The 20,795-nt window shown below is 68.9% G+C and carries 20 protein-coding genes; 18 read left to right on the top strand and 2 right to left on the bottom strand.

The window, feature by feature from the left end:
- Positions 1-49 precede the first annotated feature (49 nt).
- On the bottom strand, positions 50-817 hold the full coding sequence (flgA, locus tag QE399_RS08940) for a flagellar basal body P-ring formation chaperone FlgA (protein WP_405043397.1): 768 nt from the start codon (positions 815-817) through the stop codon (positions 50-52).
- Between the two features lie 223 nt (positions 818-1,040).
- Between flgA and flgB the strand changes: the two genes are divergently transcribed.
- The 13 genes from flgB to QE399_RS08875 all read left to right on the top strand — a co-directional run bounded on the left by flgB (position 1,041) and on the right by QE399_RS08875 (position 14,581).
- On the top strand, positions 1,041-1,460 hold the full coding sequence (gene flgB, locus QE399_RS08935; RefSeq protein WP_309828093.1) for a flagellar basal body rod protein FlgB: 420 nt from the start codon (positions 1,041-1,043) through the stop codon (positions 1,458-1,460).
- A 30-nt stretch (positions 1,461-1,490) separates the two neighbouring features.
- Positions 1,491-1,895 (top strand): flagellar basal body rod protein FlgC, encoded by a 405-nt coding sequence (gene flgC / locus QE399_RS08930; protein ID WP_309828092.1) that lies wholly within the window; start codon positions 1,491-1,493, stop codon positions 1,893-1,895.
- A gap of 21 nt (positions 1,896-1,916) precedes the next feature.
- Positions 1,917-2,582 (top strand): flagellar hook assembly protein FlgD, encoded by a 666-nt coding sequence (locus tag QE399_RS08925; RefSeq protein WP_309828090.1) that lies wholly within the window; start codon positions 1,917-1,919, stop codon positions 2,580-2,582.
- Between the two features lie 55 nt (positions 2,583-2,637).
- On the top strand, positions 2,638-3,900 hold the full coding sequence (gene flgE, locus QE399_RS08920) for a flagellar hook protein FlgE (RefSeq protein ID WP_309828088.1): 1,263 nt from the start codon (positions 2,638-2,640) through the stop codon (positions 3,898-3,900).
- 44 nt (positions 3,901-3,944) lie between these two features.
- On the top strand, positions 3,945-4,685 hold the full coding sequence (flgF, locus tag QE399_RS08915; RefSeq protein WP_309828086.1) for a flagellar basal-body rod protein FlgF: 741 nt from the start codon (positions 3,945-3,947) through the stop codon (positions 4,683-4,685).
- Between the two features lie 19 nt (positions 4,686-4,704).
- Entirely contained in the window at positions 4,705-5,487 is a 783-nt protein-coding gene (flgG, locus tag QE399_RS08910) for a flagellar basal-body rod protein FlgG (RefSeq protein WP_309828084.1), read from the top strand.
- A 35-nt stretch (positions 5,488-5,522) separates the two neighbouring features.
- Positions 5,523-6,221, top strand: a complete 699-nt coding sequence (locus tag QE399_RS08905) for a flagellar basal body L-ring protein FlgH (protein WP_309828082.1) — start codon at positions 5,523-5,525, stop codon at positions 6,219-6,221.
- Between the two features lie 251 nt (positions 6,222-6,472).
- A complete protein-coding gene (locus QE399_RS08900) occupies positions 6,473-7,612 on the top strand; it encodes a flagellar basal body P-ring protein FlgI (protein WP_309828080.1) in 1,140 nt (379 codons plus the stop codon).
- Positions 7,613-7,661: 49 nt separating this feature from the next.
- Positions 7,662-8,606 carry a flagellar assembly peptidoglycan hydrolase FlgJ gene (flgJ, locus tag QE399_RS08895; RefSeq protein WP_309828078.1) on the top strand — a complete coding sequence of 315 codons (945 nt, stop codon included), beginning with the start codon at positions 7,662-7,664 and terminating at the stop codon, positions 8,604-8,606.
- Positions 8,607-8,786: 180 nt separating this feature from the next.
- Complete coding sequence (gene flgK, locus QE399_RS08890) at positions 8,787-10,757, top strand: flagellar hook-associated protein FlgK (RefSeq protein ID WP_309828076.1); 1,971 nt, start codon at positions 8,787-8,789, stop codon at positions 10,755-10,757.
- Between the two features lie 20 nt (positions 10,758-10,777).
- Complete coding sequence (gene flgL / locus QE399_RS08885; protein ID WP_309828074.1) at positions 10,778-12,040, top strand: flagellar hook-associated protein FlgL; 1,263 nt, start codon at positions 10,778-10,780, stop codon at positions 12,038-12,040.
- Between the two features lie 110 nt (positions 12,041-12,150).
- A complete protein-coding gene (locus QE399_RS08880; protein ID WP_309828073.1) occupies positions 12,151-13,371 on the top strand; it encodes a YuxH family protein in 1,221 nt (406 codons plus the stop codon).
- A gap of 358 nt (positions 13,372-13,729) precedes the next feature.
- Complete coding sequence (locus tag QE399_RS08875) at positions 13,730-14,581, top strand: hypothetical protein (RefSeq protein WP_309828071.1); 852 nt, start codon at positions 13,730-13,732, stop codon at positions 14,579-14,581.
- A gap of 37 nt (positions 14,582-14,618) precedes the next feature.
- Here the strand turns inward: QE399_RS08875 and QE399_RS08870 are convergent, their stop codons facing one another.
- A complete protein-coding gene (locus tag QE399_RS08870) occupies positions 14,619-16,091 on the bottom strand; it encodes an aminotransferase-like domain-containing protein (protein ID WP_309828069.1) in 1,473 nt (490 codons plus the stop codon).
- Between the two features lie 133 nt (positions 16,092-16,224).
- On the opposite strand from QE399_RS08870, the gene QE399_RS08865 reads away from it, so the two are divergent.
- The 5 genes from QE399_RS08865 to QE399_RS08845 all read left to right on the top strand — a co-directional run bounded on the left by QE399_RS08865 (position 16,225) and on the right by QE399_RS08845 (position 20,733).
- The gene (locus tag QE399_RS08865) at positions 16,225-16,824 is read left to right on the top strand and encodes a LysE family translocator (RefSeq protein WP_309828067.1); all 600 of its coding nucleotides are present in this window, start codon (positions 16,225-16,227) and stop codon (positions 16,822-16,824) included.
- 48 nt (positions 16,825-16,872) lie between these two features.
- Positions 16,873-17,814, top strand: coding sequence for a DMT family transporter (locus tag QE399_RS08860; protein WP_309828065.1), 942 nt, complete (start codon positions 16,873-16,875; stop codon positions 17,812-17,814).
- Positions 17,815-17,995: 181 nt separating this feature from the next.
- On the top strand, positions 17,996-19,198 hold the full coding sequence (locus tag QE399_RS08855) for an aminotransferase-like domain-containing protein (protein WP_309828063.1): 1,203 nt from the start codon (positions 17,996-17,998) through the stop codon (positions 19,196-19,198).
- 13 nt (positions 19,199-19,211) lie between these two features.
- Entirely contained in the window at positions 19,212-19,832 is a 621-nt protein-coding gene (locus QE399_RS08850; protein WP_309828061.1) for a glutathione S-transferase family protein, read from the top strand.
- A 37-nt stretch (positions 19,833-19,869) separates the two neighbouring features.
- Positions 19,870-20,733 carry a PhzF family phenazine biosynthesis protein gene (locus QE399_RS08845; RefSeq protein ID WP_309828059.1) on the top strand — a complete coding sequence of 288 codons (864 nt, stop codon included), beginning with the start codon at positions 19,870-19,872 and terminating at the stop codon, positions 20,731-20,733.
- The last annotated feature ends 62 nt before the right edge of the window (positions 20,734-20,795 follow it).

The following is a 20,795-nucleotide window of genomic DNA, read 5'->3' as shown; positions in this document are numbered from 1 at the left end:
TTTTCGACCGTCCCGACCCAGACTTTAGAAGTTTATTGCGCTCAAAACGTTACAGAGCGGCCTCGATTGTTCCATCCTCCGCAACTGTGCCACTGATTATCCGGCCATTAGTCATTCTGATGCGAATATTTTGGCCGGCAGCACCGCCAGACATGGCTTGACCCGACGAGGTGACGGAGTAGCCGACGCCCTGCGCGACCACCCGAACCATCGAGCCCGCCTTGAACATCTCGGGCGCCCGCACCATATTCTGGCGAACGGCCTGGCCGGCCACCAGATGGCGCGTGGCCGTCTGGCCAACCCAGGCTTCCGGCTGCGCCACGATCGCCGCCGATTCGGCGGCCCAGTCGACCTCCGCCTCCATGGCATCCGAGGCGGACAGTACGGCCCCCGATGCCACGTTCCCGGTCAACACCCAAGCCGGGCCGAAGGCCTTGACGGTGACCGGCAGGAAGACGTTCCATTGCGAGGGTCCATCCACGCAGCGCAGGCCCAGCCGGGTGCGTCCCCACAGACGGGAGCCCGCGGGCAGATACGGCTCCACCCGATTGCACGGGGCGAGCCGCAGCCGGGAGTCCAGCGCACCGACCGCAATTTCCATGCGCAGCGGCAGATTGCCCCCCTGCCCCTGCTGCAGCGCAGCATCCAGCCAGCGTTGGGAGATGCCGCCCAGCTCCGCCATCGGGTCGGCGACTGCCTGGGCATGGGCCGTCACGCCCGCCCCCCCTCCCATGGCCAGTCCTGCGCACAGGGCGATGCCGTGCCCGGCGCGGCGCAGCGGATGGACAAGGGCAGCGATGAAGGGACGTGGGGACATGGAAAACCTCCTGAGCGGGAAATGCAGGCGTCCGGCCCGCCCCACCTGAGAGGGGCACGCCATGGCACCGATGGAACTGTAGGGCGGCAGGCGCGCGCCGATGCCCGGAACTGCGCGCCAATCGCCACGTTCTTCGCCCTTTAGGAAAACCGCCGGAATTTCACAATCGCTTCACGCCGGAAATCTGCCCGGCACCCCCTGCAACCCGTCGCGTGAGGACCCCATGCTCGACAAGATGACCGAAAGGCTGGATTTCCACGGCAACGCGCTCCTGCTGCGTTCCGAGCGCCAGCGCGCCATCGCGAGCAATATCGCCAACGCGGACACGCCCGGCTATGTAGCGCGCGACTTCAAGTTTGCCGACGCCCTGCGGGAAGTGGAGCAGGCCGACAAGCCCGGGACCACCCGGCTGCAGAGCGCGACCGACCCGCGCCACATCCCGCTGCCGGCCGCGCAGACGGGCTTCCATTCCGGGAGCACGCTGGGCTACTCGCTGCAGACATCTCCCAGCATGGACAACAACACGGTGGACATGGACCGGGAGCGTGCGGCCTTCGTGGACAACGCGGTGCGCTACGAAGCCACGCTGCGTTTCATCAACAGCAACGCCAAGACGATGCTGGGCGCCATCCAGGGCCAATAAACCAGACACCGACTGAAAGCGACCGCCGCCATGTCCATGTTCTCCATCTTCAACGTCTCGGGCAGCGCCATCAGCGCGCAGTCCCAGCGCCTGAACACCGTGGCCAGCAACCTGGCCAACGTGGATGCCGTGGCCGGCCCGGACGGCCAGAGCTACAAGGCGCGCCAGGTGGTGTTCCAGACCACGCCCATGGGCGCAGACAGTTCCGCAGGCGTGCGCGTCAGCTCCATCCAGGAAAGCGACCTGCCGGGCCGGCGCATCCACGACCCCAGCCACCCCTCCGCAGACGCGGAAGGCTATGTCACCCATTCCAACGTGAACGCCGTGGAGGAGATGGTCAACATGATCTCCGCCTCGCGCTCCTACCAGAACAACGTCGAAGTCATGAACACGGCCAAGACGCTGCTGCTCAAGACCTTGCAGATGGGGCAGTAAGCCCTCAGGAAAGCCGCCGCCATGATCTTTTCCCCCGTCAATTCCACCACCAGCACAAACAACGCTGCCGCCAATGCGGGCACGTCCACGGCGAACACCTCGGACGCCAGCGCCATGCAGGATCGGTTCCTCAAGCTACTGGTGGCGCAGCTCAACAACCAGGACCCGATGAACCCGCTGGACAACGCCCAGATGACCTCGCAGATGGCGCAGATCAACACGGTGACGGGCATCCAGACGCTCAACCTGACCATGCAGACCATGGCCGAGCAATTCAGCACCATGCAGACGCTGCAGGGCACGCAGATGATCGGCCGCTCGGTGCTGGCCGAGGGCGACAAGCTGGCCTACACGGACAAGCTCGGCAAGGGCCAGTTCGACCTGGCAGGGTCTGCCACCAGCACGAAGGTCGAGGTCGTCACCCCGGGCGGCATGGTCGTGGGCACCGTGGACATGGGCGCGCTGGAAAAGGGCCGCCACGATTTCGAATGGGACGCCAGCCAGTACGCCGGCAACGCCAGCGACCTGAAGTTCCGCGTGGTCGCCACCACCAAGGAAGGCGCCGTGACGGCCACCCCGCTGATCGCCGCCAAGGTGACAGGCACGGGCACCAGCAACGGCGCCCTGACGCTGAACTTGGACACGGGCGCCACCGTCAATTACAGCCAGATCCGCGCCGTTCTGTGAACCGGCGCACCCACCCGAGCATCCCCACCCCGCACCCCTTCCCGAGGAGCACACCATGAGTTTCCAGCAAGGCCTGTCCGGCCTGAACGCCTCCAGCAAGAACCTGGACGTGATCGGCCACAACATCGCCAACTCCAACACGACCGGCTTCAAGGCCTCTCGCACGGAATTCGCCGAGATGGTGGCCAGCGCCATCGGCGCGGGCGGGGGCGGCGGGCAGAACGCCGGCATCGGCGTGGAGACCGCGGCCATTGCCCAGCAATTCGCCCAGGGCAACCTCAGCGTCACGGGCAACAGCCTGGATGTGGCCATCAACGGCAACGGCTTCTTCACGCTGCAGCAGGGCGACGGCTCCCGCGCCTACACCCGTGCCGGCAACTTCAAGCTGGACGACCGGGGCAACGTGGTGACCAACAGCGGCGCCGGGGTCATGGGTTACTCGCTGGACCCCGCCACGGGCCTGCGCACCTCCAGCAATGCGGTGCCGCTGCAGTTCCCCACGTCCGCCCCGATTCCGGCCAAGCAGACGGCATCGATCACGGCCGAGTTCAACCTCGACGCGCGGGCCCCCCTGGCCGCAGGCGATGCCACGGCCACCCCGCCGGTGCCGGCCACGCCGCGTTCCACCTACGGCACCTCGCTCAACGTGTACGACAGCCAGGGCGTGGCCAAGCCGGTGAACCTGTATTTCGAGAAGACGGGCTCCAACACCTGGGCCGTGTACGACTCGCTGGACACCGCGGCGCCCTCGCTGGGCAACATCACCTTCGACAACAACGGCAAGATCACCGGTCCCGCCGCTGCACCGCCGGCTTCGGGCTTCGCGCTGCCGATGACGATCAGCCCCACGCCGCCCAACCCGAACAACCTGCCCAACTACTCGGTGGACCTCAAACTCAGCGACGTGACGCAGTTCGGCTCCAAGTTCTCCGTGTCCGATCTGTCGCAGGACGGCTATGCCTCGGGCATGCTCACCGGCATCAACATCGAGGACAACGGCACGGTCATGGCCCGCTACTCCAACGGCGTAACGCGCGCTGAGGGGCAGGTCGCGCTGGCCAGCTTCCGCAACACCCAGGGCCTGATGGCCGTGGGCGGCAACAACTGGGTCGAAACCTTCGAATCCGGCCAGCCGGTGATGGGCACGCCGTCCGAAGGCAACTTCGGCGCGCTGCGCTCCGGCGCGCTGGAAGAGTCCAACGTGGACCTCACGGCCGAACTGGTGAACATGATGACCGCGCAGCGCGCCTACCAGGCCAATGCGCAGACCATCAAGACGCAGGACCAGGTGATGTCCACCCTGGTGAACCTGCGCTGACGCTACAGCGACTGACGTCCACCCCCTGATTCCGGAGCACCTCGATGGACCGCCTCATCTACACCTCCATGACGGGCGCCAACGCTGCCGCGCACAGGCAGGCGGTGCTGTCCAACAACCTGGCGAACGTCTCCACCAACGGCTTCCGTGCCGAGATGTCCACCTTCCGCTCCGTGCCATTGCAGGGCGACGGCTCCAAGACGCGCGTGTTCTCGCTCGAGGCCACCTCCGGCCATGTGGAGACGCCTGGCCCGGTGCAGCGCACCGGCCGCAACCTGGACGCCATGGCGTCGGGCAATGCCTGGTTCGCGGTGCAGGGGCTGGACGGCCTGGAGGCCTATACCCGCGGCGGCTCGTTCCAGGTGACGGCGGCAGGCCAGCTCGTGAACAGTACCGGCCTGCCCGTGCTGTCCGATGGCGGCGGCCCGATCGACGTGCCGCAGGGCGCCGATGTGGCGCTGGGCGCCGACGGCACCCTCACCGCGACCGTAGCGGGCCAGCGGCCTCAGGCCATCGGCCGCATCAAGCTGGCCACGCCGACCCCCGAAGACCCGCTGCGCCGCGGCGACGACACGCTGTTCCGCCCCCGTTCGGGCGAACCCATGCCCAACGATCCCAACGCCCGCCTGCTCTCGGGCGCACTGGAAGGCTCCAACGTCAACGCCGTCGAAAGCATGGTGGGAATGATCGCGGCAGCCCGGCAGTTTGAGCACCAGATGCGTCTGATGCAGACCGCCGAAAACGACGACAAGAGCGCAGCGCAGCTGCTCAGCATCAACGGCTGAACCCACGAGGTAAACGACCATGATCAATTCGCTTTGGATTGCCAAGACCGGCATGACCGCCCAGCAAACGCAGCTGGACGTGATCTCCCACAACCTGGCCAACGTCTCCACCACCGGCTACAAGCGCAACAACGCGGTGTTCGAAGACCTGATCTACCAGAACCTGCGCCAGGTGGGCTCGCAGACCACCGAGGAAAACCAGCTCCCCACCGGCCTGCACCTGGGCCTGGGCGTGCGCACCGTGGCCACCGCCCGCAACTTCACGCAGGGCAGCCTGCAGCAGTCCAACGGCAACCTGGACGTGGCCATCAACGGCAACGGTTTCTTCGAAGTGACCATGCCCGACGGCACCACGGCCTATACCCGCGACGGCTCGTTCCAGCTCGACTCGCAGGGCCGCATCGTCACCTCCAGCGGCCTGCCCGTGGCCAACGGCATCACCGTGCCGCCCAACGCCAAGAGCATCAACATCAGCGAAGACGGCACCGTCTCCGTCACGGTGCAGGGCAACACGGCACCCCAGCAGCTCGGCACGCTGGCCATGGCCAGCTTCGTGAACACCCCCGGCCTGGAGCCGATCGGGCAAAACCTGTTCCGCGAGTCCGCAGCGTCCGGCCAGCCGCAGCAGGGCACGCCCGGCACCAACGGCCTGGGCACGATGCGCCAGGGCTTCCTGGAAACGTCGAACGTGAACGTCGTGGAAGAGCTGGTGACCATGATCCAGACCCAGCGCGCCTACGAAATGAATTCGAAGGCCATCCAGACGTCGGACCAGATGCTGGCCAAGCTCGCGCAGCTCTAAAGCGCACCCTCCTGTCGCCAACAAGGATGACCGCCATGTCCCGCCACCCTCTCTTCTCCTGCCTGCCGCGCCTGGGCGCGCTGGCCGCCTTGCTCGCCGCCACCGGCTGCGCCACGCTCAACCCACCGCCGCCGGTGGATCTGCTGCCCACGGCACCGCCGCCCGTGGCCGCCACGCCCCGGCCCACGGGCCCGAGCACCGGCAGCCTGTTCCACGCGGCCAGCTACCGCCCCATCTTCGAGGACCGCCGCGCCCGCCTGGTGGGCGATGTGGTGACGATCCAGATCGTGGAGAACGTCTCGGCCAAGCAGAACTCCACCTCGACGGTCGACCGCACCGGCGCCACGACCGCCGGCATCACCGCCCTGCCCTTCTTCGGCTCGTCCTCCCTGGGCAAGCTGAACGTCGGCGGCAACAGCAGCAACGCCTTCTCCGGCAAGGGCGGCACGGAAAGCACCAACACCTTCACGGGCGCCATCACCACCACGGTGATCGAGGTGCTGCCCAACGGGCACCTGGTGGTGGCCGGCGAGAAGCAGATCGGCGTGAACGAGAACGTGGACGTGCTGCGCTTCTCCGGCACGGTCGACCCGCGCTCGCTGCAGCCGGGCAGCATGGTTAGCTCCACGCTGGTGGCCAATGCCCGCGTGCAGTCGCGCGGCCGCGGTGCCCAGAGCGAGGCCCAGGCCATGGGCTGGCTGTCGCGCGCCTTCAATTCGGTGGCGCCGTTCTGACCGGCGGCGGGAACGGTGTGAGGGGCGGCTGACCGCCCTTTGCCCCGCCCGTACGGCTTTGCCGGCACGGATCACAACCCATCAAAATTGATAGCTGCTTGCGCTTACCAGATAAGCGCTAGCGGCCTTTTTTGCTTGAAAAACCTCATCCGCCACGGCCGCCCGCAGCGCCGGCAGTGGCCCCCAAAAGACGGGTGATCCGGCGTCTTTTTGGCGATTCCGGAAATCCATGGCGTCCCACAATCGAGGCCATGAAAGTCCTGTCCACCCTCCCTCTATCGCAGACGGCGCGCCTCCTCGGGCTGCTGGCCGTGCTGGGGTCGCTGTTCGCGGCCCTGCCAGCGCAGGCTCTGCGCATCAAGGAAGTGGCCGCCATCCAGGGCGTGCGCAGCAACCAGCTGACCGGCTACGGCCTGGTCGTGGGCCTGGACGGCACAGGCGACCAGACCACCCAGATGCCCATCACCACGCAGGCCATGCAGAACTACCTGCAGCAGATGGGCATCAGCCTGCCGCCGGGCACCACGGCGCCGCAGCTCAAGAACGTGGCCACGGTGATCGTCACCGCCCAGTTGCCCGCCTTCGCCCAGCCCGGGCAGGCGATCGACGTCAGCGTGGCCTCCATGGGCAACGCCAAGTCGCTCAAGGGCGGCACGCTGATCGCCACGCCGCTGCGCGGCGCCGACGGCGAGATCTATGCCCTGGCACAGGGCAACCTGGTCGTGGGCGGCGCAGGCGCGTCCGCTGGCGGCAGCAAGGTGCAGATCAACCACCTGAGCGCCGGTCGCATCCCCGAGGGCGCACAGGTCGAACGCTCGGTGCCCACGCCGCTCAATGACGGCGACACCATCAACCTGGGCCTGAACGCCTCCGACTTCCAGACCGCCCGCAAGGTGGTCAACGCCATCAACGGCAAGCTGGGCCCCGGCATCGCCACGGCCCTGGACGGCCGCACGGTGCAGGTACGCGCGCCGCAGAACCCCGGCAGCCGCGTGAACTTCATCGCCGAGCTGGAAGAGCTCACGCTGCCCGACTCCACGCCGGCGGCCAAGGTCGTCATCAACGCCCGCACCGGCTCCATCGTGCTCAACCAGGCGGTGACGCTGGGCCCCTGCGCCATCGCGCACGGCAACCTGTCCATCACCATCAGCTCCACGCCCGTCATCAGCCAGCCCAACCCGCTGTCGCAGGGCCAGACCGTGGTGGCCGAGAAGAACGACATCACCCTGAAGCAGGACGGCAGCAAGGTCATGCAGATTCCCGCATCGCCGCAGCTGGCCGACGTGGTGCGCGCGCTCAACACCCTGGGCGCCACGCCGCAGGACCTGCTCGCCATCCTCCAGGCCATCAAGGCCGCCGGCGCTCTGAACGCCGAGCTGGAAGTGATCTGACCATGGCCCCGCAAACCACCCGCACGGGCCGCTGACAGGAGACGCCGCCATGGCCTTTTCCCTGCCCTCCGCCACCACCTCGGCATCCACCAGCAATGCGCTGGCGGTGGACGCCCGCTCGCTCAACGCGCTGAAGTACCAGGCCGGCCAGAACGATCCGCAGGCCGCCAAGGAAGCCGCCAAGCAGTTCGAATCGCTGTTCATGCGCGAGATGATCAAGAGCATGCGCGAGGCGACGATGAAGTCCGGCCTGCTCGACGGCGCCGAGAGCAACCTGGCCAACGACATGTTCGACCAGCAACTGTCGGTGCAGATGTCCGGCATGCCCGGCGGGCTGTCCGAAGCCATCCAGCGCCAGCTGGCCCAGAAGATGGGCGGCGGCGCCGACCCCGACCTGGTGCCCGGCTCCACCCTCAGCATGGACGTCAACCGCCTGCGCAGCAGCGCGCCCCGCCCCGCCAGCGTGCCGGGCGACCCCAAGGCGCAGGCGCCCAAGGGCCGCGACAACTTCGTGCAGCACCACCGGGCGGCCGCCGAGCGCGTGGCCCAGGAAAGCGGCATCCCGGCCAACTTCATGCTCGGCCAGGCCGGCCACGAGACCGGCTGGGGGAAGAGCGAGATCCGCAGCAAGGGCGGCGACAACTCGTTCAACCTGTTCGGCATCAAGGCCGGCAAGGGCTGGACGGGCAAGGTGGCGGAGATCACCACCACCGAGTACATCAACGGCACGCCGCGCAAGGTCACGGCGAAGTTCCGCGCCTACGACTCCTACGAAGACTCGTTCAAGGACTACGCCCGCCTGATCAACGACAACCCGCGCTACGAGAAGGCACGCGGCAAGACGCACTCCGCCGTGGCCTATGCCTCGGAGCTGCAGAAGGCCGGCTACGCGACCGACCCGCAGTACGCCACCAAGCTGAGCCGCGCCATCCACAGCACGGCCAACGTCGCGCCGCTGAACATGGCACGCAACGCGACGCAGAACCAAGCCTGACATGCGTCACTACCCCCTGAGCGACTTCGTCGCTTCCCCCTTCTCACGCTTTGCTGCGCAATGCGGGAAGGGGGACGCCGCCAGCGCGGCGGGGCGGCCCTTGCGCGGCGGCCGCTGGCGTGGGCCGCGCGGGCGGTTGCCTCTCGACCCTTTGGCGAACCACCTGAAAGGGAATGTCGCATGAGTTTGCTCAACGTCGGCGCCCGCGCCCTGCTGGCCAACCAGGTGGCCCTGCAGACCACGGGCCACAACATCGCCAACGTCAACGTGGCGGGCTACTCGCGCCAGTCGGTGTCGCAACAGACGGTACAGGGCCAGTTCACCGGGGGCGGCTACATCGGCCAGGGCGTGTCGGTGGAGACCATCCTGCGCAACCACAACGAGCTGCTGACGCGCCAGGCCGCGGCCGCCGGGTCGACGCAGGCCGCCGATGTGACGCGGGCCGAGCGGCTCACGCAGATGCAGAACATCTTCAGCGGCGGCACGGCCGGGCTGGGGGCGTCCATCACCGACATGATGAATTCGCTGGGCGACGTGGTGGCGGCGCCCACCGACATCACGGCCCGCACGGTGACGCTCACGCGCATGAACGAGATGGCGGCACGCATGCGTTCGGCCGCGGAGCAGCTGGGCGAGATCCAGTACTCGGTCAATGAACAGCTGCAGAACGACGTCGTCAAGATCAACAGCCTGTCCAAGAGCATTGCCGACGTCAACGACCAGATCGCACGCACCAAGGGCAATGGGCAAACGCCCAACGATCTGCTCGACCGCCGCGACCAGCTGATCCGGGACCTGAACCAGTACGTCCAGACCACGCAGGTGCCCGCCGACGACGGCACCGTCGGCCTGTTCGTCGCCAACAGCCAGCCGCTGGTGCTCGGCACCACCGCAGCCACGCTGTCCCTGGCCGAGTCCAAGCAGTTCTCCGGCAGCGGCCAGATGCGGCTGTTCTTCAGCCAGCCCGGCTCGGCTCCGGTCGAGCTGGACGACAACATGCTGGGCGGCGGCGAGGTCTCCGGCTTGCTGCGCTTTGCCAACAACGACCTGACCGAGGGCCGCAACCTCCTCGGGCGCATGGCGCAGGCCATCGGCATGACCATGAACGCGCAGCAGAAGCTCGGGCTCACGCTCGACGGGCAGCCGGGCAAGGAGCTGTTCTCCGTTCCGACCAGCGCACCGGCCTACACCAGCGGCACGGCCGCGGGCGTCGTCCAGTTCACGGACGCCACCCGTTTCGCGGCATCGGACTATGAAGTGCGCTTCACCACGCCGCCGGCAGGCCAGGTCGTCCGCCTGTCGGATGGCAAGGCCACCGCCTTCACCGACCTGGGCAACCTGGCCGGGCAGCAGATCGACGGCCTGACGTTCAATCTGACCGCGGCAGGAACGGCCGGCGAGCGCGTCCTGTTCAAGCCGTTCAGCGCCACGGCCGCGAACATCGAAACGCAGATCTATTCGCCACGCGATCTGGCGGCCGCCAATCCCGTGAACGCGGCCATGGGCACATCTAACAGCGGATCGCTGCAGCTGGCCAAGCTTGCCGTCACGGGCCAGCCCGGCGGTCTGGTGCTGCCGGCCAATGGCAATCCCGCGGCAACGCCTCCGACGACGGGCGGCGTCCTGCTGCAGTTCAATGCCGGGCCGCCGACCACCTACGACGCCTTCGACGGTCGCACCAATCCCCCCACCGCGATAGCGACGGGCCAACCCTTCGTGACCGGCCAGCCCATCTCCATCAACGGCTGGTCGATCACCCTGCAGGGCACGCCCAAGACCGGCGACACCGTGACCGTGGGCAATGCGCTCGATCCGCAATACGGCGATGCCTACAAGCGCAACGCCGGCAACGCCACGGCCCTGGCCGGCCTGCGCGACGTGAAGATGTTCGATGAGTCGTCCATGAGCGACGGCTACGCCGGCCTCATGGCACAGATCGGCACGCGGGCGCAAAGCGCGCTGTACGCCGCCGATCTGTCCTCGTCCATCGCCAGCAACCTGGAAGCGGACCGCACGGCGGTGTCGGGCGTGAACCTGGACGAAGAGGCCGCCAAGCTGATCCAGTACCAGCAGGCGTACCAGGCGTCCGCCAAGATGCTGCAGATCGCCCAGAGCATCTTCGACAGCCTGATACAGAGCATGGGCCGCTGAGCCAACGCACGGAGCATGACATGAGCACTTTCTACCGCGTCAGTACCGCCAACATGTACGACAGCACCCTGCGCAACCTGAACTCCCGGCAGACGGCGCTGGTGGATCTGCAGGAGAACCTCACCTCCGGCAAGCGGGTGGTCCGGCCCAGCGACGACCCGGTGGCGGCGGCCCAGGCCGAGCGCGCCCTGACCCGCATCACGCGCATCCAGGCGGACCAGCGGGCCCTGGACAACCAGCGCAACACGGTGGCCCAGGCGGAGTCGGCCCTCGGCGACGCGGTGGACCTTGCCCAGGAACTGCGCCAGCTGGTGGTGGGAGCGGGAGGCGGGGCGCTGACGCCGGCCGACCGCAAGACCATCTCCAACCAGATCCAGAGCCTGCGCGACCAGCTGACCGAGGTGATCAACCGCAAGGACACCAACGGCCTGCCCCTGCTCGGCGCACTGGGCAGTGCCCTGGAACCCTTCGTGGGCCCGCTGTCGTCCGGCCCCGACTACCTCTTCTCGGGCCTGCCCGGCCAGCAGGGAAGCACCGGCACCGGCATCGCGCAAAGCATCGACGGCCACTCGGCTTTCATGTTCGACGCCGTTCGCGATGGCGTGTATTCGGCAGGCATCACCCGCGGAGACCCCGGCAGCACGCTGACGACCAGCGCCATCACCACGTCCAACCAGCAGACGCTGGACGGTGCGCAATACGGCATGCGCATCGATGGCGTGACCGTGGACGCCGCCAACGGCACGACCTCGCTCAGCTACACGCTGACGAAGACCGCCAAGGACGGCACCGTCACCACCTCGACCGCCACGACCGCTCCGGTGAAGACGGGGCAGCCCATTTCCATCAAGATCTCGGAAGGTGCGGACCAGGTGATGTCGTTCACGCTGAACGGCACGCCCAAGGCCAACGACACCATCACCCTCAAGCCCAGCGTCAGCGTGCTGAGCGACATCGACAATGCCATCCGCGGCATTGCCGATGCACCGGACAGCACCGCGGCCGCGCAGGTGGTGGGGCAGGCGCTCGCCAACATCGATGCCGGTCTGGAACGCATCCACAACATGCGGGGCTATGCCGGGGAACTGCTCAACCGGGCGGACCGCATCACGGGCGACCAGGAGAACCGTTCGATCCAGCTGGAAGGCGACCGGTCGCGGGCGGAAGACCTGGACATGATGAAGGGCATCTCGGACTTCAAGAACACCCAGGTGGGCTACCAGGCCGCCCTGCAGTCCTACGCGATGGTGCAGAAGCTGTCCCTGTTCAACTACATCGGCTGAACGCGCAGGCGCCGGTCGGCCATCGCCCGTAGCTGGCGGGTTTTCCGCACCCGACGGCAGGGCCTGCAATCTCCGACAATGGCGCGATCGTTCCGTTCTCGAGTTCCTAAATGGTCCAATCCGTTCTCGGCAGTCTGATCCTCGGCTATCGCCCCCTCTGGAATGCGGCGCGCAGGTTGGCGGGCATCCAGCTGTACGTCAACAGCGATGGCGCCAACCTGGTGGATGCGCCGCACCTGCTGCGCACCATCCAGGAGTTGTGGACCGCCAGCTCGCCACCGCTGCTGCTGTCGGCCCAGTCGCGCCAGCTGCTGTGCGACCTGCTGGAGCATGCGCCCGTCGGCGCGCCCTGGATCGAGGTGCGCGGCGACTGGATGGCCGATTCCTCCATCCACCAGCGCGTGCAGGCCGCGCACCAGCGAGGCCTCAAGCTCGTGTGGCGCGGAGACATGGCGCAGCTGCCGGCACAGGACGTCGCCCGCTTCTTCGACAACAGCCTGTTGAGCCTGTCGCATTCCGACGCGGTGACAGCGCTGCAATCGGCGGCCACCGCCCACCGGCGCAGCCCGGTGATCGCAGGGCAGGTCTACGAGAACCTGCCCAGCCGTGCGCTGGCGGAGCACTGCCTGGACCAGCAGCGTGCGATGGCGGTCGCCGGCTGGCCGGTCGAGGACGTGCTCTACGGCATGCGGCACCATCCGCTGCACCCGGCGCACGAGACGGTGCTCAAGCTCATGAAGGCCATCGATGCGGAGCAATCGCTGGAGGCCTTCGAGTCCATCCTGGGCGAGGAACCGCTGCTGGCCTACCGCTTCATGATCTACACCAACTCGGCCGCGCTGGGCCTGCGCACGGGCGTGGACTCGCTGCGCCGCGGCCTGGTGATGATGGGTTACGGCTCGCTCAAGCGCTGGCTCTCCGACCAGTTGCCCCACTCCGCCACCGACCCCAACCTGCAGCCCATCCGCGAGGCGATGGTCATGCGTGCCCGGCTCACCGAGCGCCTGCTGGACGCCGGCGTCGAGAACGACCTGCGCCGCGAGGTGTACCTCTGCGGCCTGTTCTCACAACTCGACGAGCTGCTGGGCGAGCCCCTGGGTGCGGTGCTGCGCCGCCTGCCGCTGTCCGAGCGCATCTACGATGCCGCCGTACTGCGCACCGGGCCCTACGCGCCGAGCCTGGAGATGGCCTGCGCGCTGGAAACCGAAGACACCGGCGCCATCCGCCAGCTCTGCGAGACCCACGAGCTGAGCCAGGAGCACGTCAACCGCTGCCTGCTGCGCATGCTGGCCGACCTGAACGTCGAGCGCCCGGCACCGGCCGCCCACTGAAGGCGCGCGCTGCCCGTCCAGCGCGGCGGATCTGGTACAGGCGGTAAAGCGGCGCATCGGCAGGTGCCGACGCCAGCACAGATGCATCTTTGATACATCTCTCGTTTTCTGTTGCACGGAACGGGCTGGCGGGGCTCGGACAATTCTGGGCTGCATTGGCGCGTCGCGCGCCTGTGGGTCGGTGCCGCTTGGCTCCCAGGGTTTTGTGCAATGCGCTCCATCGCCCCGGGCCAGACCCGGCATGCCGGCCCACCGTCCGCACCGCCGCCGCGCGCCATGCGGCACGCCGCTCCGCAATCTGCGGCGCTGTCCGCGTGCCACGCTTTTTCTCCGCAACCGTCACCACAACCCATCCTCCATGCCATCCAGCCGCCTTCTCTCTGCCTCCCGTCCCCTGTGTCTCTTCGCGCTCACGGCGCTCCTCACCGCCTGCGGCGGGGGCGGGGGTGGCGGCGATGACCAGGCCGCCCAGGCGCCCGGCGGCGGCACCGTTGCCCCCCCTGCACCGCAGCAGCAGGACACAGGCGGCGTTTCCGCCCCCTTCGTGGCCCAGGCGAACGCCAACCCGGGTTACTTCATGCAAGGCGCAGGCGCCCAGATCGTCGGCCGCCTGGACACGTTCACGCAGACTGCCAGCGGCGCCATGACGGCCCTCAACGACACCCGGCTGACCGGCTCGCCCGCCGTCACGCAGGACATCGGCGGCGACGCGTTCTATGCCGCGGGGCGCTGGACGCTGGGCACCGCCACCAGCGGCACCGGCACCACCGTGCTGGCCGGCAACAACGCGGCCGCCCACTACGTCGCGTTCAACCGGCTCGCTGCGCTCCCCACGTCCGGCACGTTCGCCTGCAACGGCGGCAGCTTCACCTCCCCCACCTACATCGGTGGCGCCAGCGTGCGGCCGGCCGATTACACCGGCACCGCCACGGGCAGCGCCACGCTCACGTTCACCAGCGCCGGGGCCGTGGTGTCGGGCAGCTACCGCGTGCAGGCGGGCAGCGCGTTCGAAACCGGCACGCTCGAACTCACCGTCGCCACGCCCACCTCCACCGCCCTCAATGGGGGGTATTTCGGCGGCAACTCCGGCTCGGTCGTGGGTATCGGCGATGGCGGCAACGGCACCTATCTGGTGGTGATTAGCTACACGTCCCTGCTGTCGAACGGCACCCGCTACCAAGGCGTGGCGGCCCTGCGCTGCAGGGCCTGACGCGGGCGGGGCGGACCGCAGCAGCCCGGCACCAGATTCAGCGCGGGCCGCCCGCCTCCCGCGCCACGCGCGACCACACGCGCCAGAAGGCCACGTTCTGCGTGGTGGTGAAATTGATGCGCATGAGGGTGCAGGGCTGGCGCGTGGCGTGGAACAGCGCCCCCGGCGCGATCAGGTAGCCCTCGTCCAGCAGCCGCTGGGCCAGCATGTCGGTGTCCACGCCCGTCTCCACCCAGCCGAACATGCCCGCGGGCTCCGCCGCGAAGGTGCAGCCGGCGTCCAGCGCCAGTTGCACGCTGCGCGAGCGGGCCTGCGCTAGGCGCAGCCGCATGCGCTCGGCATGGCGGCGCAGCTGGCCCTGGTCGATGCACAGCGCCAGCGCCTTTTCCAGGATGGAGGGCGTGGTGAGCGTGGACAGCAGCTTGGTGTCCAGCATGCGCTCCACCAGGTCGGGCGGCGCGGCCAGGTAGCCCACGCGCCAGTTGGGCGCCAGGATCTTGGCGAAGCCATTCACGTAGATCGTGCGGCGCAGCCCATCCAGGGCCGTGAGGCGCGTGGCGTGGTCGGGGGCGATGTGGCTGTAGGTGTCGTCCTCGACGATGTGGAAGTCGTGCTGCTGCGCCAACTGCAGGATCTGGTGCGCGCTGCCGGGCGAGAGGCTGTACCCCGTGGGGTTGTGCAGCACGCTCACGCTCACGAAGAGCTTGGGCGCGTGCGCCTCGCAGTAGCGCGCCATCACAGCCAGATCGGGCCCGTCGGGACCGCGCGGCACGGGCAGCACGCGCATGCCCAGCGCCACCAGCCGCGCGAACTCCACGGACCAGCCGGGCTCTTCCACCATCACCGGGTCACCCGCCTTGAGCAGCGTGCGGCTCACGATATCGAGCGCATGCGTGGCACCCACGGTGGTCATGATCTGCTCGGGCCGCGCCGGCACGTTGAGCGCGGCCAGCCGCCGCGACAGGGCCTGGCGCAGCCCTGCGTCGCCCATGGGCTCGCCGTAGCTCAGCGAGCCGTCCTGCAGCGCGCGGCTGGCGGTGATCTTGCGCACGGCGGCAGGCATGAAGCGCGCCTCTTCCAGCCAGTCGGGCGGGAACACGCCCGTGCCCGGCTGCGGCTTGTTCGACGCCTGGTGGAACATGCCGCGGATGAGCGCGGTGGCGTTGATCTGCGAGCCCGACATGCGCACGCCGATGGTGCCCAGCGGAGACACCGGAACATCCGCTTCATTTTTAATAGCTACATGCGCTTGATCGGCGGGCGTTTCAGGCACTTTTTGTAGATAGTCGCGCACATAGAAGCCGCGCTGGCGCCGGGCCTCCACCAGGCCCTGCGCCAGCAGCTGGTCGTACGCGGCCACCACCGTATACGGGCTTACCCCCTGCTGGCGCGCGCATTCGCGCACCGACGGCAGGCGGGCGCCTGCGGGCAGCAGGCGCGAGCGGATGCGTTCGGCAAAGCGCTCGGCAAGCTGTTCGGTGAGCGTGCGCTCGGGGGTACGGGTGAGCATGGCGGGATCCTGGAGCGTGACTGTGCCGTTACACAGACCAATACAGTTCATGCATTTGTCAGTGTGTGTGTATCGGCACTGTATAGGAATCACGCCCTACATTGAAGCCCTGATTCTTGATTTGACGCTCCTCATGCCTCTCGTTGAATTCACGGCCCTGCTGGTGCTGGCCACCGCGATGAGCTTCTCGCCCGGCCCCAACACCACGCTCTCCACAGCGCTCGCAGCCAACCGCGGCCTGCGCGCATCCATGCGCTTCGTGTGCGCCGTGCCGGTGGGTTGGACGGCCTTGCTGCTGCTGTGCGCCGCCGGGATCGGGGCCATCGTGGTGGCGGTGCCGCCGCTGCGCCTGGGCATCAAGGCGGTGGGCATCGCCTACCTGCTGTACCTGGCCTGGAAGCTCGCCCAGAGCGCGCGCCTGTCCGAGGCCGATGCCGCGCGCCTGAACGTGGGCTTCTGGCAGGGCGCGGCCCTGCAGTTCGTGAACATCAAGGCCTGGCTGCTGGCGCTGACCATCGTGGCGGGCTGGGTGGCCGGCCGCGACGACGCCCTGCAGCGCCTGGCCGTCGTCGTGCCGGTGATGCTGGGCTTTGCCTTCGCCAGCAATCTGGCCTATGCCGCCACGGGTGCCCTGCTGCGCCAGTGGCTGGCCCAGGGCCGCCGCCTGCTGTGGTTCAACCGCGGCATGGCGCTGGTGCTGGTGCTCACCGCCGCCTGGATGGTGAACGCCTGAGCGCCTTCGCACACCGCAGCTCAACGAATACCCGCCCGAGAACCCCGCATGCCGCCCCCCACATCTCCTCCTGTCAGCGCTGGCGCGCACACGCCCCCCGGGCTGTCCGACGAAGCCCGCGGCCTGCTGTTCGGCGCACTGGGCGTGGCGATCTTCGCGCTCACGCTGCCCATGACGCGCCTGGCCGTGGGCACGCCCGAGGCCCCGCAGATGAACAGCGTGTTCATCGCCATGGGCCGTGCCGTGGTGGCCGGCCTGCTGTCGGCCGCGTTGCTGGCGGTGCGCCGCGCGCCGCTGCCGCAGCGAGCGGACTGGGGGCCGCTGGCGCTCACCGCCGCGGGCGTAGTGTTCGGCTTTCCGCTGCTGACCTCGCTGGCGATGCGCTACGTGGGCGCCGTGCACGCGAGCGTGATCGTGGGCTTGCTGCCGCTGGCCACCGCCGCGGTGGGTGCCCTGCTGCACCGGCAGCGGCCCTCCGGCGCGTTCTGGGCCTGTGCGCTGCTGGGCACGGCGCTGGTGGTGGCGTTCGCCGTGCTGCGCTCGGGCGCGGAAGGCATCGCGCTGCACCCGGCCGATCTGCTGCTGATGGGCGCCATGCTGCTCGCCGCCGTGGGCTACGGCTACGGCGCCCGGCTGTCGCAGCACATGCGTGCCGATGCCGTCATCTGCTGGGCGCTGGTGATCTCGCTGCCCCTCACCGTGCCGCTGGCCGCACTGTCGTGGCCGCAGGCGCCGCTGCCGGCCACCGCCTGGGGCGCGTTCGCCTATGTGTCGGTCTTCTCGATGTGGCTGGGCTTCTTCGCCTGGTACCGCGGCCTGGCCCTGGGCGGCACGGTGCGCGTGAGCCAGGTGCAGCTGATCCAGCCCTTCCTGGGCATGCTGGTGGCCGTCCCCTTGCTGGGCGAGCGGCTCGATGCCGTCAGCGTGGGCTTCGGCCTCGCCGTATTGGCCACGGTGGCCCTGGGCCGGCGCATGCCGGTGCGCCGCTGAGCGAGAAAACGCAGGCACCAAGCATGCTAGGCAACACACGATTCACCCCGCTGGCGCGGGTGGCCCACGCGGTTAAGCTCCCTGCCGTGGCACCACCCGCAGCGCCACCCACTGCCGCACAACGGCACTTTCAATGCACGACTTTGGGCGCACCCGCCGCGCCTCCTGGAGATCAACGGATATGACGACGAACTGGACCCTGGCCGCACGCGCCGCAAAGATGAACCCCTCGGTGATCCGCGAGATCCTGAAGGTCACCGAGAAGCCCGGCATCATCAGCCTGGCCGGTGGGCTGCCCTCGCCCAAGACCTTCCCCATCGACGCCTTCGCGCAGGCCTGCGCCGCCGTGCTGGAAAAGGACGGCCAGTCCGCCCTGCAGTACGCCGCCAGCGAGGGCTATGCGCCGCTGCGCGAGGCCGTCGCCCGCATGCTGCCCTGGGACGTGAACCCCGACCAGGTGCTGATCACCACCGGCTCGCAGCAGGGCCTGGACCTGATCGCCAAGGTGCTGCTGGACGCCGGCAGCCGCATGCTGGTGGAAACGCCCACCTACCTGGGCGCGCTGCAGGCGTTCGCCCCCATGGAGCCCACGGTGGTCAGCGTGGCCAGCGACGACGAAGGCGTGCAGGTGGACGACCTGGCCACCAAGGTGGGCACCGGCGCCGACCGCGCGCGCTTCCTGTATGTGCTGCCCAACTTCCAGAACCCGACCGGCCGCACCATGACCGAAGCGCGCCGCGCCGCCCTGGTCGCCCAGGCGGCCGAGCTGAATCTGCCCCTGGTGGAAGACAACCCCTACGGCGACCTGTGGTTCGACCAGCCGCCCGCGCTACCGCTCACCGCGCGCAACCCCGACGGCTGCATCTACCTGGGCTCGTTCTCCAAGATCCTCGCGCCGGGCCTGCGCCTGGGCTTCCTGGTGGCGCCCAAGGGCATCTACCCCAAGCTGCTGCAGGCCAAGCAGGCGGCCGACCTGCACAGCCCCAGCTTCAACCAGCGCATGGTGGCCGAGGTGATGAAGGACGGCTTCCTGGACCGCCACGTGCCCACCATCCGCGCGCTGTACAAGCACCAGCGCGACGCCATGCTCGACGCCCTGGCGCGCGAGATGGCCGGCCTGCAGGTGGAGTGGAACCGCCCCGACGGCGGCATGTTCCTGTGGGTGCGCCTGCCCGAGGGCATGAGCGCGCTGGACCTGCTGCCCGAGGCGGTGGACCGCAACGTGGCCTTCGTGCCCGGCGCGGCCTTCTATGCCGACAACGCCGATGTGCGCACGCTGCGCCTGTCGTTCGTGACGGCCAGCGCCCAGCAGATCAACACCGGCATCGCGGCGCTGGCCGCGGCCATCCGCGCCCGCGCCGCCGCACCGGCCGTCGCTGCCTGAGGAAGGAAGGCCCATGCTGCGCATCTGGGGACGCGTGTCGTCCATCAACGTACGCAAGGTCGTCTGGACCGCCCAGGAGCTGGGGCTGGAGTTCCAGCGCACCGACGCTGGCGGCCAGTTCGGCCTGGTGCGCGAGCCCGACTACCTGCGCCAGAACCCCAACGGCCTGGTGCCGATGATCGAGGACGACGGCTACGTGCTGTGGGAGTCCAACGTGATCGTGCGCTACCTGGCCGCGCGCCACGCGCCGGCCACGCTGTATGCCGACGATCTGCCCACGCGCTTCGTCATCGAGCAGTGGATGGACTGGCAGCAGACCACGATGAACCCCGCGGGCCGCGATGCCTTCCTGCAATGGATCCGCACCCCGGCCGCGCAGCGGGACGACGCCCGCATCGCGCAGTCGGTGGCCGCCATGGAACCGCTGCTGGATCTGCTGGACGCGCGCCTGGCCCGCCAGGCCTTCCTGGCCGGCGAGCGCTTCACCGTGGCCGACATTCCCGTCGCCTGCGAGGTGCACCGCTGGTACGGTCTGCCGCAGGAGCGCGCCGCCCGCCCGCACCTGGACCGCTGGTACCAGGCCCTGCTCGACCGCACCGGCGCGCGCGGCGTGCTGGACCAGGCCCTGTCCTGACGCTGCGGCACCGACCACCCGCCACAGGCCCATCGCCATGCGCTCCCGCCCGTTCAAGCAGATCGACGTGTTCAGCCGCCGGCCCGGCGATGGGAATGCGCTGGCCGTGGTGCTGGATGCGGAGGACCTGTCCGGCCAGGACATGCAGCGCTTCGCCGCCTGGACCAACGTCTCGGAGACTACCTTCCTGCTGCCGCCCACGCCGCAGGGTGCGGCGGATGGGGCCGACTACCGGGTGCGCATCTTCTCGCCCAGCGGCGAACTGCCCTTTGCCGGCCACCCCACGCTGGGCAGCTGCCACGCCTGGCTGCAGGCCGGGCACACGCCCCGGCAGGCGCCGCGCATCGTGCAGGAATGCGCCATGGGCCTGGTGCACATCCAGCAGGACGGCGGCCGCCTGGCCTTTGCCGCGCCGGCGCTGCGCCGCGGCCAGCCCAGCCCGGCCCTGCTGCCGCTGATCGCCAGCGCCCTGGGCGTGCGGCCGGCGCAGATCCGCGCCGCCCAGCTGCTGGACAACGGGCCCGTCTGGCTGGGCCTGCTGCTCGACAGCGCCGAGGCGGTGCTGGCCCTGAACCCCGACCACGCCCGGCTGCAGGACCTGGGGCAGTCCGTGGGCGTGGTCCATGTCGGTGACGCAGCGGCCGACACCACCGCGCCGGGCGTGGTGGTGCGGGCCTTCGCCTCGCCCATGGGCAATGCCGAAGACCCGGTCACCGGCAGCCTGAACGCCAGCATCGCCCAGTGGCTGATCGGCGAAGGGCTGGCCCCGCCGCGCTACCTGGTGGCGCAGGGCGAGCGCCTGGGCCGCGCCGGCCGCGTGCACATCGCGCAGGACGCGCAGGGCCAGGTCTGGGTGGGCGGCGAGAGCATCACCTGCATCGAAGGGACGGCCTTGCTGTGAGCCACCCTTTGCCCCGCGTATCCCGGCGCTGTGCCGCCCTGCGACGACGCCCCGCGCCGCCC

This window comes from Paracidovorax wautersii (assembly GCF_031453675.1).
GTDB lineage: Bacteria > Pseudomonadota > Gammaproteobacteria > Burkholderiales > Burkholderiaceae_C > Paracidovorax.
The sequence above is the reverse complement of the archived record's forward strand: the minus strand, read 5'-3'. Positions and strand labels throughout refer to the sequence as shown.

Excerpts from the sequence above, each read along its gene's own strand:
- flgA (WP_405043397.1), bottom strand. The coding sequence starts at position 817 with ATGTCCCCACGTCCCTTCATCGCTGCCCTTGTCCATCCGCTGCGCCGC.
- flgB (WP_309828093.1), top strand. The coding sequence starts at position 1,041 with ATGCTCGACAAGATGACCGAAAGGCTGGATTTCCACGGCAACGCGCTC.
- flgC (WP_309828092.1), top strand. The coding sequence starts at position 1,491 with ATGTCCATGTTCTCCATCTTCAACGTCTCGGGCAGCGCCATCAGCGCG.
- QE399_RS08925 (WP_309828090.1), top strand. The coding sequence starts at position 1,917 with ATGATCTTTTCCCCCGTCAATTCCACCACCAGCACAAACAACGCTGCC.
- flgE (WP_309828088.1), top strand. The coding sequence starts at position 2,638 with ATGAGTTTCCAGCAAGGCCTGTCCGGCCTGAACGCCTCCAGCAAGAAC.
- flgF (WP_309828086.1), top strand. The coding sequence starts at position 3,945 with ATGGACCGCCTCATCTACACCTCCATGACGGGCGCCAACGCTGCCGCG.
- flgG (WP_309828084.1), top strand. The coding sequence starts at position 4,705 with ATGATCAATTCGCTTTGGATTGCCAAGACCGGCATGACCGCCCAGCAA.
- QE399_RS08905 (WP_309828082.1), top strand. The coding sequence starts at position 5,523 with ATGTCCCGCCACCCTCTCTTCTCCTGCCTGCCGCGCCTGGGCGCGCTG.
- QE399_RS08900 (WP_309828080.1), top strand. The coding sequence starts at position 6,473 with ATGAAAGTCCTGTCCACCCTCCCTCTATCGCAGACGGCGCGCCTCCTC.
- flgJ (WP_309828078.1), top strand. The coding sequence starts at position 7,662 with ATGGCCTTTTCCCTGCCCTCCGCCACCACCTCGGCATCCACCAGCAAT.
- flgK (WP_309828076.1), top strand. The coding sequence starts at position 8,787 with ATGAGTTTGCTCAACGTCGGCGCCCGCGCCCTGCTGGCCAACCAGGTG.
- flgL (WP_309828074.1), top strand. The coding sequence starts at position 10,778 with ATGAGCACTTTCTACCGCGTCAGTACCGCCAACATGTACGACAGCACC.
- QE399_RS08880 (WP_309828073.1), top strand. The coding sequence starts at position 12,151 with ATGGTCCAATCCGTTCTCGGCAGTCTGATCCTCGGCTATCGCCCCCTC.
- QE399_RS08875 (WP_309828071.1), top strand. The coding sequence starts at position 13,730 with ATGCCATCCAGCCGCCTTCTCTCTGCCTCCCGTCCCCTGTGTCTCTTC.
- QE399_RS08870 (WP_309828069.1), bottom strand. The coding sequence starts at position 16,091 with ATGCTCACCCGTACCCCCGAGCGCACGCTCACCGAACAGCTTGCCGAG.
- QE399_RS08865 (WP_309828067.1), top strand. The coding sequence starts at position 16,225 with ATGCCTCTCGTTGAATTCACGGCCCTGCTGGTGCTGGCCACCGCGATG.
- QE399_RS08860 (WP_309828065.1), top strand. The coding sequence starts at position 16,873 with ATGCCGCCCCCCACATCTCCTCCTGTCAGCGCTGGCGCGCACACGCCC.
- QE399_RS08855 (WP_309828063.1), top strand. The coding sequence starts at position 17,996 with ATGACGACGAACTGGACCCTGGCCGCACGCGCCGCAAAGATGAACCCC.
- QE399_RS08850 (WP_309828061.1), top strand. The coding sequence starts at position 19,212 with ATGCTGCGCATCTGGGGACGCGTGTCGTCCATCAACGTACGCAAGGTC.
- QE399_RS08845 (WP_309828059.1), top strand. The coding sequence starts at position 19,870 with ATGCGCTCCCGCCCGTTCAAGCAGATCGACGTGTTCAGCCGCCGGCCC.